We start from the raw sequence: 17,682 nt of genomic DNA, 5'->3' as shown, positions 1-17,682 counted from the left end.
GTCGCTCCTTCAAAAACTGCATCCGGGCCTGCAACGGACGGGGCACGCTGGCCAGTCGACCCCGTCTATCATGGGTTGGTTCAATCTCGTTCCGTCTCTCGCGCCGCCGGCCGGATTGCCGTGCACCTCGAGGAGAAACCATCCTCTTGAAGAACCCATTACCCAAAAGCCGTTTCACCGGCTTTTGGGTAATCAGGTCCGAAGAAATGCTGACCGGGAGAGGGCATGGCTGCCCTCCCCCAAGACATTTCGAAATTACTTGACGTCGACCTTGGCGCCGGCATCCTCAAGCTTCTTCTTGAGGTCTGCAGCTTCAGCCTTGGAGACGGCTTCCTTGACGGGCTTCGGAGCGCCTTCGACGAGGTCCTTGGCTTCCTTGAGGCCGAGGCCGGTGATGCCGCGGACTTCCTTGATGACGTTGATCTTGTTGGCGCCAGCGTCAACGAGGATAACGTCGAATTCAGTCTTTTCTTCTTCAGCCGGAGCAGCAGCGCCTGCACCGCCGGCAGCAGCAGCCACAGCAACCGGAGCAGCTGCAGAAACGCCCCACTTCTCTTCCAGCATCTTGGACAGCTCGGCAGCTTCCAGAACGGTCAGAGAGGAGAGGTCTTCAACGATCTTAGCGAGATCAGCCATTTTAGTAGTTCCTTGTATGTTCGGTTCGAACTGGTTGATTTGTTACAGCGAAAAACCGCCTCAAGCGGCTTCGTCCTTCTTTGCGTAGGCCGCGAAAACACGGGCAAGCTGGCCTGCCGGAGCCTGAACGACGCCTGCGATGCGGGTTGCCGGGGTTTGAATCATACCCAGCAGCTTTGCGCGCAGTTCGTCCAGCGAAGGCAGGGTCGCAAGCGACTTGATGCCTTCCGCGTTAAGCGTGGTCGAGCCCATGGCGCCACCCAGAACAACGAGCTTGTCGTTGGTCTTGGCGAAATCCATGACGACCTTGGGAGCCGTGATAGGGTCTTCGCTGTATGCAATCAGCGTCTGGCCCTTGAAGAGATCTGTCATCCCTTCCGACTCCGAGCCCTGAAGAGCGATCTTGGCCAGACGGTTCTTCGCGACTTTGACGGTGCCGCCAGCCGCGCGCATTTTCGAACGGAAGTCGTTCATCTGCGCAACGGTGACACCAGCATAGTGGGCCACGACAACTGAACCAGAAGCCTTGAAGACTTCGCTCAGCTCCGTGACGAATTCGCGTTTTTCCGCTCTTTCCACTGTCTGTCTCCAGTTGACAGGACCGATCGAAGGATCGGACCCTGCCGGGTTGCCTTTGCCCCAAGGGATCTCAATAGCAAGATCCCGAGCGGCGCTCGAGGATCCTGTCCCCCCGCACTTGAGCCAGAAGGCTCGCGGCACAAGGCACATCAGGTTCGAACCGGAACCCTCAGGGGCGCATCACGCGCGCCTGTTGAAAATCCAGGTCTTACCCGTCTCATGCAGGTCATACGATTAAGGTCGAAACCACCCACAATCTCGGACAGGAATATCCGGGTTTCCCCGGACTTCCCGGGCCCGAAGGCCCGGAAATTCAGTTGCGGACGAGGCGCTTGCGCCCCGTTCCGATACAATCAGGCGACGACCGTCGAAGGCTCGACGCGAACGCCAGGACCCATGGTCGAGGAGAGCGCGACGCGCTTGAGGTAATTGCCCTTGGCGCCTGCCGGCTTCGCCTTCAAAACGGCGTCGGCAAATGCCTTGATGTTTTCTTCCAGAGCCTTGGCGTCGAACGAAGCCTTGCCGATACCGGCATGGATGATACCAGCCTTTTCGACGCGGAATTCGACAGCGCCGCCCTTGGATGCCTTTACGGCGCCGGCAACGTCCATGGTGACCGTACCGACCTTCGGGTTCGGCATCATGCCACGCGGGCCGAGCACCTTGCCGAGACGGCCGACCAGCGGCATCATGTCCGGCGTGGCGATGCAGCGATCGAAATCGATCTTGCCGCCCTGGACGATCTCGACGAGATCTTCCGCACCGACGATGTCCGCACCGGCTGCCTTGGCTTCATCGGCCTTGGCGCCACGCGCGAAGACGGCGACGCGAACGTCGCGGCCCGTGCCGTTCGGCAGGTTGACGACGCCGCGAACCATCTGGTCGGCGTGGCGCGGGTCGACGCCGAGATTCATCGCGATTTCGACGGTCTCGTCGAATTTCGCGGTGGCGCGGTCCTTGACCAGCGAGATCGCTTCGGTAAGGGCGACGAGCTTTGTCGGATCAATGCCTTCGCGGCTCTTCTGAATACGCTTTGCAAGCTTTGCCATGATCAAGCCACCACTTCCAGGCCCATGGAGCGGGCAGAGCCCTCAACCATCAGCATTGCGCCTTCGACGTCTGCCGCGTTCAGATCCTTCATCTTGGCTTCGGCGATCGCACGGACCTGAGCCTTGGTGATGGTGCCGGCCTTGGCGCCCTTGCCAGGCGTCTTGGAACCGGACTGGATCTTCGCTTCCTTCTTCAGCCAGTAGGTGACCGGCGGCTGCTTCATGGCGAAGGTGAAGGACTTGTCCTGGAAATAGGTGATGACGACCGGGATCGGCATGCCCTTTTCCATTTCCTGCGTGGCTGCATTGAACGCCTTGCAGAATTCCATGATGTTGATGCCACGCTGACCAAGTGCGGGGCCGATCGGCGGGGACGGGTTTGCCGATCCTGCCTTGACCTGCAGCTTGAGCTGGCCTGCGACTTTCTTAGCCATTTCTCTGCCTTTCTGTTCAGACCGGTTGCCCGGTCGAAATGCCGACCGGTGACGGTCGGCGGCTGCGGTTGCGTGGTCTGGTCTCTAGCGCCCGGCTACAGGCAGACCTCCCACGCGGATTGGGGCAAGCCCCGCGCTCAGACCTTTTCGACCTGTGCGTATTCCAGCTCGACCGGCGTTGCGCGGCCGAAAATGGAGACTTCGACCTTGAGGCGCGAACGCTCCTCGTCCACATCCTGAACGATGCCGTTGAAGGATGCGAAGGGGCCGTCGGAGACCCGAACCTGCTCGCCGATCTCATAGGAAATCGAGGACTTCGGCCGCTCGACACCTTCCTGGACCTGACCGAGAATGCGGTCGGCCTCGAAGTCGGGGATCGGTACCGGCTTGCTGTCCGAACCGAGGAACCCGGTGACCTTCGGCGTGTTCTTGATCAGGTGATAGGCTTCGTCGGTCAGATTGGCGCGAACAAGGACATAGCCGGGGAAGAACTTCCGCTCGCTGTCCACCTTGCGTCCGCGACGCACCTCAACCACCTTTTCAGTGGGAACGAGGATCTTCTCGAACAAATGCTCCAAGCCCTTCTGGCGAGCCTTGTTCTCGATATCCTCGGCAACCTTCTTTTCAAAATTCGAATACGCGTGGACGATGTACCAACGTGCCGCCATTTTCATCTCCACAGATGTCAGATGCTGAAATTCAGCACGAGGCCGATGAGCCAGCCGATCAGCTGGTCCGCGGCGAAGAAAAACAGAGCGGCGAAAATCACCATCACAAGAACCATGGCCGTGGAGATCATCGTCTCACGACGCGACGGCCAGGTCACTTTCGACGTCTCGGCGCGAACCTGCTGCAGAAACGTAAATGGATTGGTCTTGGATGCCATATCTGCCCACGCGATTACGGCACGTAAAGCTGAAAAGGTCAGCCCCACGCACCGCGTGTCTGTTTCACCCTACATAAACGCCGGAACTGCCTTTCACAAGAGCAAAATCGGCATTCTGCGATTTTTGCCGCCAATGGCGGTCCATCCCTATCACGTCTCCATGAAGATCACATGTCGTCGCTATGGTAATGGCAGGGGCAGAGGGGCTCGAACCCCCGACCTGCGGTTTTGGAGACCGCCGCTCTACCAACTGAGCTATACCCCTTCAGATCCTTGGAACAACAGTCTGCCGCGTTCCAAGCATGGCGCTCCCTTTAAGATGGGTTGGCGGGCTTGGCAAGTCTATTTCGACAGGCGGACGCGAATTTCCGTCAGCCTGTGGAAGATGTTAGCGCGCTTTCTTCGCTTCCCTGGGCTGCAGGGCGCAATCACGGTTGGCGCCCGTGCCCGGCGCGTTCTCGAAGGTGCAGCGGGTCTCCGGCGGCCGGCCGCAGATCCTGTCCAGCGCCTTGAAACCGACACAGCGGCCATCGGGCCCTCGATAGCCCGGCCCGCCCTTGCATCCGCAACCGGTACAGGACGGCCGCTCCGGACAGGCCGCAAAGGCAGGCGCCGGATCGCCGATCGGCATCAGGCTGCAGGCGAGCAGGATCAGAGGCCCGGCGGCGAATCGCGCCCAGGCAATGTTCGCGCCGATGGGTCGCCCTGCTCCGATCCGCTTCATGTTTCCGTCGGAACCAGACATGTCCCCTCGCTCACGGCTTCATCGACAGGGCGCAGCCTTCGTGCATTTCTTTGAAAACGAAAAGGCCCCGCCATATCCGGCGAGGCCTTTATCTTGAGACGTTGAGCAGGAGGAGACCCCCTCGCCCAGCCGGCAATTATTCGATGATCGAAGCAAGCGTCGGCAGCTTTCGGCTCGTCGCCCAAAGCTGCCGAGATTGCCTTACTCGACGATCGAAGCGACGATGCCGGCGCCGACGGTACGGCCACCTTCGCGGATAGCGAAGCGCAGCTTTTCTTCCATCGCGATCGGAACGATCAGCTCGACGTCAACGGTCACGTTGTCGCCAGGCATAACCATTTCCGTGCCTTCCGGAAGCGTCACGATGCCCGTCACGTCCGTCGTGCGGAAGTAGAACTGCGGACGGTAGTTCGTGAAGAACGGCGTATGACGGCCGCCTTCTTCCTTCGTCAGGATGTAGGCTTCGGCCTTGAACTTCTTGTGCGGCTTGACAGTGCCCGGCTTGCACAGGATCTGGCCACGCTCGACGCCGTCACGGTTCACACCGCGGATCAGCGCGCCGATGTTGTCGCCGGCCTGGCCCTGGTCGAGCAGCTTGCGGAACATTTCAACGCCGGTCACCGTCGTCTTGGAGGTGGCGCGGATGCCGACGATCTCGACTTCTTCGCCAACCTTGACGATACCACGCTCGACGCGACCCGTCACAACCGTACCACGACCCGAGATCGAGAACACGTCTTCGATCGGCATCAGGAACGGCTGGTCGATCGGACGCTCAGGCGTCGGGATGTAGGCGTCAACCTGGGCCATCAGTTCGCGAACAGCGTCTTCGCCGATGGTCTTGTTGCTGTCTTCGAGAGCGGCGAGAGCCGAGCCCTTGACAACCGGAACATCGTCGCCCGGGAAATCGTAGGACGACAGGAGTTCGCGCACTTCCAGCTCGACGAGCTCGAGAAGCTCGGCGTCGTCAACCTGGTCGACCTTGTTCAGGAACACGACCAGAGCCGGAACGCCAACCTGGCGGGCGAGCAGGATGTGCTCGCGCGTCTGCGGCATCGGGCCGTCAGCGGCAGAGCATACCAGGATCGCGCCGTCCATCTGCGCTGCACCGGTGATCATGTTCTTGACGTAGTCGGCGTGGCCGGGGCAGTCAACGTGGGCGTAGTGGCGGTTCGCCGTCTCGTATTCGACGTGTGCCGTCGAGATCGTGATGCCGCGGGCCTTCTCTTCCGGTGCAGCGTCGATCTGGTCATACGCCTTGAACTCACCGAAGAACTTGGTGATCGCTGCCGTCAGAGACGTCTTGCCATGGTCAACGTGGCCGATCGTGCCGATGTTCACATGCGGCTTGGTACGCTCAAACTTGCTCTTTGCCATTGATGCTTCCTGTGATCTTAAAGAATGGTGGATCCGCGGCTGCGGATTTGGTGTCGCCGTTTAAGGCTTTCGCGTGCGATACGCAAGACATAAATGCGACAGGGACAAGGAGGTGCCGACCGCCTCGAAGAGGGGATGGACGTCAGGTCAACCTGCTGACCTTCCAGGCTGAGAAAGACCGGCCTTAGAGAGAGTGGAGCGGGTAGCGGGAATCGAACCCGCGTATTCAGCTTGGAAGGCTGCTGCTCTACCATTGAGCTATACCCGCGGGGCTTGTCGGTCGAAGAGCAGAATGGTGGAGGGAGTTGGATTTGAACCAACGTAGGCTGAGCCAACGGATTTACAGTCCGTCCCCTTTAACCACTCGGGCATCCCTCCAGTATTCTGTCTGGACCGAAGACCAAGCTTGCGACCCGCGTCGTCCGCTGCAGTCACGGCGGCGTATATGACTGCGAGTTTCGCTGCTGTCAACACGAGGTCGGACGAAAATTTATGGAAAAAAGAATTCGCGTCATCCGCCTGTCATCTCCCTGCCCGGGGCTATGCCCGCTCCCGACGCGCGGCTATAAGACCCCATGAGCAAGAAAGAGCCGACAGACCCATCCGCCCGTGACAGCCACTATGCGACCCTGCGCCGCCAGGTTCGCGATGCCAAGCGCGAGCGCGGCGAAATCCCCACGCCGGGGCCTTCGAACCGCCGCGACAAGGCACGCGAAAAGGGCGCCTGGACGCCACCGCAGCTAGCGCCGGAACAGGTCTATCTCTACGGTCTTCACACGGTGCGGGCGGCGCTCGACAATCCGCAGCGAAAGCTCATCCGCCTGTCGGTCACGCAAAATGCGCTGGCCCGCCTGGATCTCGATCCGGCAAAGCCGCCCGCCTGCCCTGTGGATATTGTTTCGCCCCAGGACATCGACAGGATGCTCGGCCCCGATGCAATCCACCAGGGCGTCATGCTGGAAACCCGCCCGCTGCCCGTGCGCCGTCTGGAGGCCCTCAAGGACAGCCCTCTGTTGCTGGTTCTCGACCAGGTCACCGATCCGCACAATGTCGGCGCGATCATGCGATCGGCCGTGGCCTTCGGGGCCGGCGCCGTTATCACCACACAGCGCCACAGCCCGACCGAATCCGGCGTCCTGGCCAAATCGGCCTCCGGCGCACTGGAATTGATTCCCTATATCCAGGTGACCAATCTGTCCGATGCCCTGGGCGAGCTTCATCGACTGGGTTTCGCGACGATTGGTCTTGATTCGGAAGGTCCGGCACCGCTCGAAACGAGCCTTGCGGGAGAGCGCATTGCGCTCGTGCTGGGCTCGGAGGGCAAGGGCCTGCGCCAGAAGACGCGCGATACCGTGACGGCGCTGGCGCGGCTCGATATGCCGGGCGCGATCAAATCTCTCAACGTCTCCAATGCCGCCGCCATTGCGCTCTACGCCACCCGCCTGCATCTGACGCGAGCGGGCTGAGCGCCCGCTCCTCGCCGATAGCGGAAACCTTCGATTGGAAACTACGGGGCGAGCCGGGGGCGGGTCAGGGAGATTGGTCTGTTGATCGGCTGGACGCTGTGCGTCAGGTGAACCGGCGCAGACGTTCCGGCGGCAAGGGATCGCCCCCCGCGCAGATTTCGGCCGCATATTGCACGGCGCCGATCAGTTCCAGATCGAAGAGCGGCTTCGATATCACACCGAGCGTTCCCGGGACGCCGCCGGCAAGCGCTTCGGGATTGGCGGTCATGAACACCACGGTTATGCCCTTTTCGGCCAGGCTGCGGCCGATCTCGGGACCGGTTGGCCCATCCTGCAACTGAACATCGACAAAGGCCACGTCGCAATCATCCGATTGAGACAATGCGTCACGCCGATTCGCCGCAATACCGACCACCTCGTGGCCGAGAGCCAAGACCGCCTCCTCAATATGAAGCGCGATCAATAGCTGGTCTTCAACGACCAGAACCTTGCACACCATGGCCCCCTCATTTTCGCCAGTCCGCCTCAACGCGGCAATCAAGGAATGGTTCCTATTCCGCGGCAGCAACCAGCGAGATATTATGCGGCTCCTGACTGGTCATGATGGCGATGATCTCGGGCAGCGCCTTTTCGAACGCCTTGACGCAGTTGGGATCGAACTGGGATCCGGCTTTCTCGCGGATATGGCTGACAGCTTTGTCGACGCTCCAGGCAGGCTTGTAGGGACGCACCGTGGTCAGCGCATCGAAGCTGTCGGCAACGGCAACGATGCGGCCGGCCAGCGGGATGTCCTCGCCCTTCTTGCGCCTGGGATAGCCCTGCCCGTCCCAGCGTTCGTGATGGGCTTCGGCAATCTCCGCCGCCAATTGCAGCAGGCTCGATCGCGACTGACCGAGGATCTGGCTGCCGATCGAGGTGTGACACTGCATCTGGGAGCGCTCGCTCTCCGTATAGATTCCGCGCTTCAGGAGCACGTTATCGGGAATGCCGACCTTGCCGATATCATGCATGGGCGCCGCCAGACGGAGATCGGCGCAGGCTTCCGCTGAAAGACCGTAGGCCTTTGCGATGAGTTCCGAATAGGCGCCCACCCGCATCGTATGCAGGGCGGTTTCGGGATCCTTGTAGCTCGCCGCCAGCGTCAGCCGATAGATGATCTCCTGCTCCCGCTCACGCAATTCCTGCACCACCTTGTCAACTTCGCGCCGCAGCCAATCCGCCCGGTCCGCCAGCTGGTTCCGCGCATCCGTCAAGGCGGCGAGATTGCGGATGCGGGCACGAAATTCCAGCGGATTGACGGGCTTGGTCAGGAAGTCGATCGCCCCGGCATTGAGCGCCGACATGCGCGTCTGGGTATCGCCGTCGGCGGTGACGACCACGAAAGGCTTGTCACGATATTTCTCGAAGCGACGGATTTCCAGGAGGAGATCGACACCGTTATAGACAGGCATCTGGAAATCGATGACGCCGATGTCGAAGTCGAGTTCCGGCATTGCATGCAAGGCGTCTTCCGGGCTGATGAAGCCGACAGCCGAACAGCCTTCGACGGTTCCTGCGAGCTTCTTGAGCAGCGTCAGATTGGTTTTGTTGTCATCCACGACAAGTATTTTCATGGCGTTCCCCTTCACGCGGCCAGCATTTGCTTCACGGCATTCAATCGATCTGCGATGCGATCAAGATCTTCCGAGGTCGGTTCGGTCTGCCGCAGAGCCTGGCTTGCCTCTGCGACATCAGATAAGCCTACATTATCTGCCACTCCTTTAAGATTATGCAGCAGATGGTCGATATGGTCGCTTCGACCTTCGTTCAAGGACTGCCGCAGCTTCGTCAGGAGCTCGACGGCGTCGTCGAAGAAGGACTGCATCAGCTCGTCGAAGGCCTCCTCGCCCAGAATGGATGCGATTTCCTGCCGGCGGGCCTCCAGAGTTGGCGTCAAGCCGGCCGGCGATTGCTCGGACGTGTCGGACGGCGGCAGCGCTGCGGGGCGATCCGCTTGCGCTTGCGCGCCCATTTGGCTCTGCGGGATCTGCCTTTGGGTTTCCAGAAGCAGGCGATGCAGGGTGGCGATCGACAAAGGCTTGGCCTGGAAGCCGGCCATGCCGACATCGAGACACAATTGCCGGTCCTCTTCCGACGCATTGGCGGTCAAAGCGATGATCGGCGTATCGGCCGAAAGCCCGCCCGAGGCGCGGATCCGCCTGGTCGATTCAATTCCGTCCATGACCGGCATCTGCATATCCATCAGGATGAGGTCGAAGCGGTGAGCGCATGCCTCCCGCAGCGCGATCTCGCCATGTTCCGCCAGGACCACCTTCTGGCCGAGGTGCTGAAGATAGCCGAGGATCACCTGCTGATTGACCTTGTTGTCCTCCGCCACCAGGATCGTCATGGCGCGAAGGGAAGCGAGTTCTCCCGCCTGCGGCTGGGCCGGGGCCAGCACCGGCGGCGCCGTGGCCTCCACCGGCAGCTCGAACCAGAAGGTGCTGCCCTTGCCGAGCCGGCTGTCCACCCCGACGCGCCCGCCGAAGCGATCGATGATCTCCTTGCAGATGGTCAGGCCGAGGCCCGTGCCGCCATATTTGCGATTGATGCTGGCATCGACCTGCGAGAAGGGCCGGAAGAGCTTCGCCTTGCCCTCTTCGTCGATGCCGATGCCGGTATCCTCCACCTCGACCCGCAGCCAGAGCGCGGTCGGGCCGCGGAACTGGCGCAGACGCAGGGTGACCGTGCCCTGGCTGGTGAACTTCACGGCATTGCTCATCAGGTTGAGGATCACCTGGCGCAGGCGCGTCGGATCCGACAGGATATGGCGCGCCCGCCATTCGGACGGCAGATCCACGAGGATGCCTGTGCCTGCCTCCGTGGCCCTGCCCCGCATCATTTCGACGCTCGTTTCAGCAAGCATCAGCAGATCCACCGGACGCTGTTCAAGCTCCAGCTTGCCATGTTCGATCTTGGCATAATCCAGGATCTCGTTGATGATATCGAGGAGTGCCTCGCCCGAACGGCGGATGGTGCGGATGCGCAGGGCGGCTTCGGGCGACAGGCGCGTCAGCTCGAGAAGCTCGACCGTGCCGAGAATCGCGTTGAGCGGCGTGCGGATCTCGTGGCCCATGGTGGCCATGAACTGCGACTTCGCCCGGTTGCCCGCTTCGGCGGCCTGACAGGATGCCGTCATCTGCTCCGCCATCGCCTCGAGCCCGATTCCCGCCGCCTGCACGCTCTTCAACTGGCGCTGCAGGGTGAAGATCAGGAAGACCACGGACAGGACCAGCAGACCGATCAGTGCCATGGATTTGCGCTGCAGGGATTCAAGCTCGATCCGCCCCTCCGCCCGCTCGACGCTGATTTTCGTATTGGTGTAGACGAGAAGATCGGCGGTCTCGCGCGCCAGAATATCCAGTTCGTATTGCAGCGTCCGCAGGCTGGCATGCGACAGCGCCTGGCCGGCATTGATCGCATCGAAAATGCCCTCGCTATTGCCGATCAGGCTCTCGATCTTCTCAAGCTGGGCGATGACGGCGGTATCGCTGAGGAAATGCTCGTCGAATTTCGTCTGTCGCAGGGTCTTCATGCGCGAATAGACGACGTCGTAACGCAAAGACAGCGCCGAGAGCCAGGCCTTGTCGAAGTGCGGCAGCGAGAGCATCAGTTCCGCATGATGCTCCAGCTCGTGGGTCTCGCGGTTGAACTGATAGACCGACCAGACGGCATCCTCCCGCACCGCATCGCGCAGATTGCTCTGCCGGCTGGCGATGTCGATATAGACGGAGACGAGGATCGCCAGGAGGATGACCGCGAAAGCCTGCAGGATGATCGTCGTGCGGCCGGCCTTGCGCATCTCTTCGCCGCTGAAGACAGTGGGTGACGTCACGGCTTGACCTCGATGTCCTTGATCTGCCAGACCGAGCGCGAAAAGTACTTCTCATTATAGAGGGTGGGGTCGAGGTCGAAGGGATAGATGAGGAAAAGCGGTCCCTTCTGCCTGACGGACATCGGCTCGCCGTTCAGGCGCGTGGCAAGGATGGTTTCCATACCCGTCGCATCACTGAGCGGGATTTCGGCGAAATAATCGTTGAGCGCCCGCACGCGCATCGTCTGGCCCTTGGCGCCGGCAGCATCCAGAACGGCGCGCAGGAGCGGTCCGGAAAACACCACCTCACCCGCCGTCCAGGGCGTTTCCATGCGGGCGCTGCGACCCGACAGCGCCTCCAGCATGGCCAGGTCGAACTGCGCCGTCTGGCCGACATTGGGGGTGGAAAGATCGCCCCGCAGTGTCAGGATGACCGGACCCTTCGGCGCATCGAGCGCCAGAACCGGAAACGCCGACAGGCAGGCGCCGGCCAGGAGGGCCAGGCAAGCGGTCATGAGCTTCATTGCATAATGCTCCCGTTCTCGTGAGGCATGGCACCGCATGTCCGCCAGCAAACAGCCGGCAGATCCAGTCGGTCATTATTGGTGATGGAAGGCGGTTGTCGCCGGAGGCGGCGGCCGGCAGGTCGACCGTCAGGCCGCCTGCGGGATGGCGTCGTTCTCGAACAGCCGGCCAAGATTGACGAAGCAGATCATCCCGGTTTCGTGGGTGATGATCCCGTCGCAATAGCGACTGTCGAAGCCGGTGAAAACGTCCGGCACCGGCTGCAGCTGATCGACGGGCACCGTCAGCATGTCGGTCACCTGGTCGACCACGAGGCCGATGACGGACGAGCCGGCTTCGGCAACGACGATGGCGCTGCGATCCGTCCGTTCCGCCGCCACCATGCCGAGACGGTGCGAGAGATCGATCGTCGGGATGACATTGCCGCGCAGGTTGATCACGCCAAGGACATAGTCCGGCGCATTGGGAATCGGCATGGAAGGACACCAGCCGCGGATTTCGCGAACCGCCGTGGTGCGGATGCAGAAATCCTGCTCACCGAGACGGAATGCGATGATTTCGAGACTTGCAGTCGAGGCATTTGCAGACATTGGCATGATCTCCCGGAGGCGATCCGACACCGCATCGGCCGATCCTCGATGCCTGGCCGAAACCGGGCGCACCGAACGAGAGGCGCATGTGACGTCAGATTTGAACCTGTGCTTACTGGACATCGCCGTTTTGCGTCATGGCGCGCCGGCAAGGCGCCCTCATGCGTGTGCGATGCTCTGCCGGATCTGGAGTCATTTCAGCACCGATGCCACGGCATCCTCCGGTCATCCCAGAAATAGGGGAAAGACTTTAATATCCTCTGCCGCCGACCATTCAAATTGAATGTAATCCCGAATTTTCGAATATTATGACCCTGTTGGAGCCATGCCGCGGTTCACCATGCACCGGTCGCTTGCCGCAAGGCTTGCCGCAGGACAAGGGGATCACACGGCCTTGCGAGCGGTGCGTTTTCCGTCAGTGCTGTCTTGGGAAGAAGTGGTGCCCCCGGCAGGGTTCGAACCCGCGACCCCCTGATTACAAATCAGGTGCTCTACCAACTGAGCTACAAGGGCATCCGGGGTGGGAGGTAGCATATTTTGCCTGCGTGTAAAGGGCAAAAGCGCTAAAAAATGAAAGCGCTCACTTTGCGCTGCCGGGGGCCGATGCAAGGCTTGTGGCCGGATCGTCTTTTCCTGTAGCTAGAAGATGACGCGAAAGGGGCGCCGATGTCTGTAGATAGTATGCGACTTTCCTTCCTGGCTTCGACGGCGCCCGAGGCGCAGCTCGCATTGCAGGACCTTAGCCGGGTCTATGGCAATCATAGCGTGGACGAATCAGATGTCATCGTGGCCCTTGGCGGCGATGGCTTCATGCTGCAGACGCTGCACCAGACGATCAACAGCGGCAAGCGGATCTACGGCATGAATTGCGGCTCGGTCGGCTTCCTGATGAATGACTACCGGCTGGACGGGCTGGTGGACCGGATCGAAGGCGCGGTGGAAAACGACTTCCATCCTCTCGAGATGCGCACCGAGAATGCCGATGGCACGAGTTCCATCGCGCTGGCCATCAACGAGGTCTATCTGTTCCGGCAGTCCTATCAGGCCGCCAAGATCCGCGTTACCATCGACGGCCATATGAGGCTCGACGAGCTGATCTGCGATGGACTGATGATTGCCACGCCTGCAGGCTCCACCGCCTATAATCTCTCCGCACATGGGCCCATCCTGCCGCTGGAGGCGCCGCTTCTCGCCATGACGCCGGTCAGCGCCTTTCGCCCGCGCCGGTGGCGCGGCGCGCTGCTGCCCAACAAGGTCTGCGTGCAGCTCGATATCCTCGAGCCGGATAAGCGACCGGTGAACGCCGTTGCCGACAATACCGAGATCAAGAGCGTGTTGTCGGTGCGGATTTCCGAATCAAAGGTCAAGACCGCGCGGATCCTGTCCGATCCGGATCACTCCTGGTCCGAACGGATCCTGGCGGAACAGTTCTCCTACTGAGCGGCACCCTGCCAAGAGAAACGGCGCGCCCCTTTGAGGAACGCGCCGTCGATTCTCTTCATCTTGCCACAGGCGTCAGTCGATATCGGCAACATCCTGACCCGCTGCCCCATCGATCCGGTGCGCCAGCGCGGCTTCCATGAATTCGTCAAGATCGCCATCCAGAACATCGCCCGGCGCGGAGCTTTCCACACCCGTGCGCAGATCCTTCACCAACTGGTAGGGCTGCAGCACATAGGACCGGATCTGGTGGCCCCAGCCGATATCGGTCTTTGACGCCGCCTCGGCATTGGCTGCATCCTCGCGCTTCTTCAGCTCCAGTTCGTAGAGACGGGCGCGCAGCATGTCCCAGGCTTTCGCACGGTTCTTGTGCTGCGATCGCTCCTGCTGGCAGGCGACGACGATGCCCGTCGGAATATGCGTGATGCGCACGGCCGAATCGGTCGTGTTGACGTGCTGTCCGCCGGCGCCCGACGACCGGTAGGTGTCGATGCGGCAATCGCTTTCGTTGACCTCGATCTCGATCGTATCGTCAATGACCGGATAGACCCAGATCGACGAGAAGGAGGTATGACGCCGCGCATTGCTGTCATAGGGCGAGATCCGCACCAGGCGATGCACGCCCGATTCGGTCTTCAGCCAGCCATAGGCATTGTGGCCCTTCACATGGATCGTGGCCGACTTGATGCCGGCTTCTTCGCCTTCGTGGACTTCCAGCACTTCGACCTTGAAGCCGGCGCGCTCGGCCCAGCGAGTATACATGCGCAAGAGCATGTTCGCCCAGTCCTGCGATTCGGTGCCGCCGGCACCGGAATGGACTTCGAGATAGGTATCGTTGCCATCGGCCTCGCCGGAGAGCATGGCTTCCACCTGACGGCGGCCGGCTTCCGTCTTGAGCGTCTTCAAGGCGTCTTCCGCGTCGCGCACGACGGAATCGTCGCCCTCTTCCTCACCGAGCTCGATGAGTTCGACATTATCCTTCAGCTGCTGCTCCAGCGCCTTCACGCCGCCGATCGCGTCATCCAGCTGCTGGCGCTCGCGCATCAGTTTCTGCGCTTCCGAGGCATCGTTCCAGAGGTTGGGATCCTCGGCCTTGTTGTTCAACCAGTCCAGTCGTCTTACCGCCTGATCCCAGTCAAAGATGCCTCCTCAGCAGGCTTATGGCCTGCTTGATTTCGTCGATGATATTCACGGTTTCATTGCGCATGGTATCGTTTTCGGTCCTTTTGGCAAGATCGAGGCGTTGCATAGTGGCAGGGGCAAAAGATGTAAAGCCCGCTTGGCCGATCGGTTCCGGCGCGCCGAACGAAGGCATGTGTCACAATAAGGCGGCCGAAAGGTCAAGGAGGGATCCTGTCGCGCCCCGGAACCGTTGCGAGACAGAATCAGGCTCAACCCGTAAGGCGCGGAAACTGCATCAGAAAAGCCCGCCGGCTCCAGACGTCACCGCCTGGTTGACCTGCGGCGAGGATTTCAGGATCTCCTCCGGCGCGACCTGGTTGTCCATGCCGATGACCGAGAAGGAATCGGCCGGCCCGGTGCCGGGCTTGAAGGCCTCGATGATCGTATCCGGTTCGCCTTCGAGTGCGAACATGCCGGTCTTGCGATTGACGGGAACGAACTGCATGCCCTCCGGCACCTGGAACTTGCTGGGCGGCACAACTTTGGCCGCCTGCGCCAGGAAATCGCCGAAGATCGGCGCAGCCAGGCCACCGCCCGTTCCGCCGCGGCCGAGCGGTGTGGGCGTGTCGAAGCCGATATAGAGGCCGGCGACGAGGTTGGGCGTGAAGCCGACGAACCAGGCATCCTTCTCGTCATTGGTCGTTCCGGTCTTGCCTGCCACCGGGCGATCCTTCACCGGGATCTTGCCCGCCGCGGTGCCGCGCTGGACGACGCCTTCCATCATCGAGGTGATCTGGTACGCCGTCATCGGGTCGAGAACCCGCTCGCGCTTGTCCACCAGCGTCGGCTCATCCTGATTGGCCCAGCTGTTGAAATTGCAGCCTTCGCAGGTGCGCTCCTCATGCCGGAAGATCGTCTTGCCGTAACGGTCCTGAATGCGGTCGATCAGCGTCGGCTTGATCTGCTGGCCGCCATTGGCGATCACCGAATAGGCAGAGACCATGCGCAGCACCGTCGTCTCGCCGGAGCCCAGCGACATGGCCAAAAGCGGCGGCATCTTGTCGTAGATACCGAAGCGCTCGGCATATTCGGCCACCAGTTCCATGCCCATGTCATTGGCCAGCCGCACCGTCATCTGGTTTCGCGACTTTTCGATGCCGGTGCGCAAGGTGGACGGACCGGCCGACTCGCCGCCGTAATTCTCCGGCTTCCAGACCTGACCGCCGGAGACATATTCGACCGGCGCATCGAGAATGACCGATGCCGGCGTATAGCCATTATCCAGCGCCGCGGCGTAGACGATCGGCTTGAAGGATGAGCCGGGCTGGCGCATGGCCTGGGTCGCGCGGTTGAATTCGGATTGCGAGAACGAGAAGCCGCCGACCATTGCCAGCACGCGGCCGGTATGCGGATCCATGACCACCATGCCGCCCTGAACCTTCGGCGGCTGGCGCAGGCGATAGGCATCGTCTTCCTCATCGATCGGCTCGACATAGACGACGTCGCCCGGCGACAGGACGCCCTCCGGCGATTTGCTGGTCTTGCGCTCGCCCTTGGCGTCGCGGAAGGCCCACTTCATATTTTCGGCGGAGATGACGCCACGCTGCCGCTGATCCTCCAGCTTGCCGCCCACTACCGAGGGCTGCAGGCCGATATCGACGCGGGCGGAGGAGACGGCCAGAACGACGGCCAGTTTCCATTCCGGCACGTCGCGCAGCGGGGCAATCTTGGCCAGTTCCGGCCCCCAGTCGCCGTCCACGGAGATCTTGCTCACCGGACCATGGAAGCCGCGACGCTGATCGTAATCCTCAAGGCCCTTCTGCAGCGATTTGCGCGCCAGGACCTGAAGTTCCGCATCCAGCGAGGTGCGGACCGAGAGGCCGCCTTCGTAAAGCGCCTTGTCGCCGTATTTTTCGATGATTTCCCGACGCACTTCCTCGGAAAAATATTCCGAGGCGAAAAGTCCGCCGGCCCCGCGACGCGAGGTGACGCCGAGCGGCTGGGTCTTGGCCTCCTCGGCATCGCTGACCGTGATGTAGCCATTCTCGGCCATCCGGTCGATAACCCAGTTGCGGCGCTCGACGGCCGCTTTTTCGTGGCGGAAGGGGTGGTAATTGGCGGGCCCCTTGGGAAGAGCGGCGAGATAGGCCGCCTCGGCAATGGTGAGTTCGGTCACCGATTTGTCGAAATAGGTCAGTGCAGCACCCGCGATGCCGTAGGAATTCAGGCCGAAGAAGATCTCGTTCAGATAAAGCTCAAGGATCTTGTCCTTGGAATAGGCCTGCTCGATGCGGAAGGAGAGGATCGCTTCCTTGACCTTCCGGTCGATCGTCTGGTCGGCCGTGAGAAGAAAGTTCTTCGCCACCTGCTGGGTGATGGTGGAGGCGCCTTCAGGCCGGCGTCCCGAGCCGAGATTTTGCACATTGTTGACCACGGCGCGCGCCAGGCCCCAGAAATCAACGCCGGGATGGTTATAGAAATTCTTGTCTTCCGCGGAGAGGAAGGCTGCCTTCACCCGGTCGGGAATGGCCTGGATGGGCAGGAAGAGCCGCTTCTCACGCGCATATTCCGCCATCAGGGCGCCGTTGCCGGCATGTACCCGCGTCGCCACGGGTGGCGCATAGGAGGCCAGAACTTCGTAATTTGGCAGATCCTTGGATACGCCGCTCAGATAGACGGCGACGACGACGGCAACCGCAAGAAATGCGGCGCAGGCCAGTCCGAAAAGGTATCCAATTAATCTGATCATTCGCTGTTACCGCTTATCGTTTTCGTGGGCGCCTCCAGGACATCACGACCTGGCGAGCGCGGCTGCAATCCGGACTGGCTTTCGCCCTTCGGTGCGGCATCGGTTGCGGGTCCTGCACCGACGGTGCATGCCAGCAGCCTAATATCGATCCCGAAGCATATTCGCATATTCCGAGGCGTTTTGCACGGAGGTTGAACCGTGGCAAGTCGCATCGGCAAGTCGCATCAGCAA

17 protein-coding genes and 4 tRNA genes are annotated in these 17,682 nt (G+C 61.2%); 2 read left to right on the top strand and 19 right to left on the bottom strand.

The window, feature by feature from the left end:
• Nucleotides 1–255 precede the first annotated feature (255 nt).
• The 11 genes from rplL to QTJ18_RS11105 all read right to left on the bottom strand — a co-directional run bounded on the left by rplL (nt 256) and on the right by QTJ18_RS11105 (nt 6,084).
• Nucleotides 256–636 carry a 50S ribosomal protein L7/L12 gene (gene rplL / locus QTJ18_RS11155; protein WP_252755581.1) on the bottom strand — a complete coding sequence of 127 codons (381 nt, stop codon included), beginning with the start codon at nt 634–636 and terminating at the stop codon, nt 256–258.
• 60 nt (nt 637–696) lie between these two features.
• Nucleotides 697–1,215 carry a 50S ribosomal protein L10 gene (gene rplJ / locus QTJ18_RS11150; protein ID WP_252755580.1) on the bottom strand — a complete coding sequence of 173 codons (519 nt, stop codon included), beginning with the start codon at nt 1,213–1,215 and terminating at the stop codon, nt 697–699.
• 353 nt (nt 1,216–1,568) lie between these two features.
• Entirely contained in the window at nt 1,569–2,264 is a 696-nt protein-coding gene (gene rplA, locus QTJ18_RS11145; RefSeq protein WP_252755579.1) for a 50S ribosomal protein L1, read from the bottom strand.
• Nucleotides 2,265–2,266: 2 nt separating this feature from the next.
• On the bottom strand, nt 2,267–2,698 hold the full coding sequence (gene rplK / locus QTJ18_RS11140) for a 50S ribosomal protein L11 (RefSeq protein WP_252755578.1): 432 nt from the start codon (nt 2,696–2,698) through the stop codon (nt 2,267–2,269).
• 137 nt (nt 2,699–2,835) lie between these two features.
• On the bottom strand, nt 2,836–3,366 hold the full coding sequence (gene nusG / locus QTJ18_RS11135) for a transcription termination/antitermination protein NusG (protein ID WP_252755577.1): 531 nt from the start codon (nt 3,364–3,366) through the stop codon (nt 2,836–2,838).
• Between the two features lie 17 nt (nt 3,367–3,383).
• Nucleotides 3,384–3,584: a preprotein translocase subunit SecE gene (secE, locus tag QTJ18_RS11130; protein WP_252755587.1), complete on the bottom strand. Its 201-nt coding sequence runs from the start codon at nt 3,582–3,584 to the stop codon at nt 3,384–3,386.
• Between the two features lie 189 nt (nt 3,585–3,773).
• A tRNA-Trp gene (locus tag QTJ18_RS11125) sits at nt 3,774–3,849 on the bottom strand.
• Between the two features lie 123 nt (nt 3,850–3,972).
• The gene (locus tag QTJ18_RS11120; protein WP_252755576.1) at nt 3,973–4,329 is read right to left on the bottom strand and encodes a hypothetical protein; all 357 of its coding nucleotides are present in this window, start codon (nt 4,327–4,329) and stop codon (nt 3,973–3,975) included.
• A gap of 201 nt (nt 4,330–4,530) precedes the next feature.
• Nucleotides 4,531–5,706, bottom strand: a complete 1,176-nt coding sequence (tuf, locus tag QTJ18_RS11115) for an elongation factor Tu (protein WP_301557802.1) — start codon at nt 5,704–5,706, stop codon at nt 4,531–4,533.
• 194 nt (nt 5,707–5,900) lie between these two features.
• Nucleotides 5,901–5,974: transfer RNA gene (locus tag QTJ18_RS11110), tRNA-Gly, on the bottom strand.
• A 25-nt stretch (nt 5,975–5,999) separates the two neighbouring features.
• Nucleotides 6,000–6,084: transfer RNA gene (locus QTJ18_RS11105), tRNA-Tyr, on the bottom strand.
• A 197-nt stretch (nt 6,085–6,281) separates the two neighbouring features.
• Between QTJ18_RS11105 and rlmB the strand changes: the two genes are divergently transcribed.
• The gene (gene rlmB / locus QTJ18_RS11100; RefSeq protein WP_252751369.1) at nt 6,282–7,172 is read left to right on the top strand and encodes a 23S rRNA (guanosine(2251)-2'-O)-methyltransferase RlmB; all 891 of its coding nucleotides are present in this window, start codon (nt 6,282–6,284) and stop codon (nt 7,170–7,172) included.
• A 103-nt stretch (nt 7,173–7,275) separates the two neighbouring features.
• On the opposite strand, the gene QTJ18_RS11095 is transcribed toward rlmB, so the two are convergent.
• The 6 genes from QTJ18_RS11095 to QTJ18_RS11070 all read right to left on the bottom strand — a co-directional run bounded on the left by QTJ18_RS11095 (nt 7,276) and on the right by QTJ18_RS11070 (nt 12,653).
• Nucleotides 7,276–7,671, bottom strand: coding sequence for a response regulator (locus tag QTJ18_RS11095; protein ID WP_252751370.1), 396 nt, complete (start codon nt 7,669–7,671; stop codon nt 7,276–7,278).
• Between the two features lie 52 nt (nt 7,672–7,723).
• Nucleotides 7,724–8,785, bottom strand: a complete 1,062-nt coding sequence (locus QTJ18_RS11090; protein WP_252751371.1) for an HD-GYP domain-containing protein — start codon at nt 8,783–8,785, stop codon at nt 7,724–7,726.
• Between the two features lie 11 nt (nt 8,786–8,796).
• On the bottom strand, nt 8,797–11,046 hold the full coding sequence (locus tag QTJ18_RS11085) for an ATP-binding protein (protein WP_252751372.1): 2,250 nt from the start codon (nt 11,044–11,046) through the stop codon (nt 8,797–8,799).
• Entirely contained in the window at nt 11,043–11,549 is a 507-nt protein-coding gene (locus QTJ18_RS11080) for a putative pterin-binding protein (RefSeq protein WP_252751373.1), read from the bottom strand. The genes QTJ18_RS11085 and QTJ18_RS11080 overlap by 4 nt, the downstream gene beginning before the upstream one ends.
• Before the next feature lie 129 nt (nt 11,550–11,678).
• Nucleotides 11,679–12,146: a chemotaxis protein CheW gene (locus QTJ18_RS11075; RefSeq protein WP_489667173.1), complete on the bottom strand. Its 468-nt coding sequence runs from the start codon at nt 12,144–12,146 to the stop codon at nt 11,679–11,681.
• Nucleotides 12,147–12,577: 431 nt separating this feature from the next.
• Nucleotides 12,578–12,653, bottom strand: a tRNA-Thr gene (locus QTJ18_RS11070).
• A 153-nt stretch (nt 12,654–12,806) separates the two neighbouring features.
• Between QTJ18_RS11070 and QTJ18_RS11065 the strand changes: the two genes are divergently transcribed.
• The gene (locus tag QTJ18_RS11065) at nt 12,807–13,580 is read left to right on the top strand and encodes an NAD kinase (RefSeq protein WP_252751374.1); all 774 of its coding nucleotides are present in this window, start codon (nt 12,807–12,809) and stop codon (nt 13,578–13,580) included.
• 75 nt (nt 13,581–13,655) lie between these two features.
• Here QTJ18_RS11065 and prfB read toward each other — a convergent pair.
• Together prfB and QTJ18_RS11055 are read right to left on the bottom strand one after the other, a co-directional pair.
• Nucleotides 13,656–14,787 (bottom strand): peptide chain release factor 2 gene (gene prfB, locus QTJ18_RS11060; RefSeq protein ID WP_252751375.1). Its coding sequence is split into 2 segments (ribosomal slippage): nt 13,656–14,717 and nt 14,719–14,787, totalling 1,131 coding nucleotides; the frame shifts between segments, so codons are not numbered across the junction.
• A 210-nt stretch (nt 14,788–14,997) separates the two neighbouring features.
• Nucleotides 14,998–17,451 carry a penicillin-binding protein 1A gene (locus tag QTJ18_RS11055; RefSeq protein ID WP_252751376.1) on the bottom strand — a complete coding sequence of 818 codons (2,454 nt, stop codon included), beginning with the start codon at nt 17,449–17,451 and terminating at the stop codon, nt 14,998–15,000.
• Between the last annotated feature and the right edge of the window lie 231 nt (nt 17,452–17,682).

It is taken from the genome of Rhizobium sp. SSA_523 (assembly GCF_030435705.1).
GTDB lineage: Bacteria > Pseudomonadota > Alphaproteobacteria > Rhizobiales > Rhizobiaceae > Neorhizobium.
Note: the sequence above shows the minus strand (reverse complement) of the source record. Positions and strands in the feature narration are given on the sequence as shown.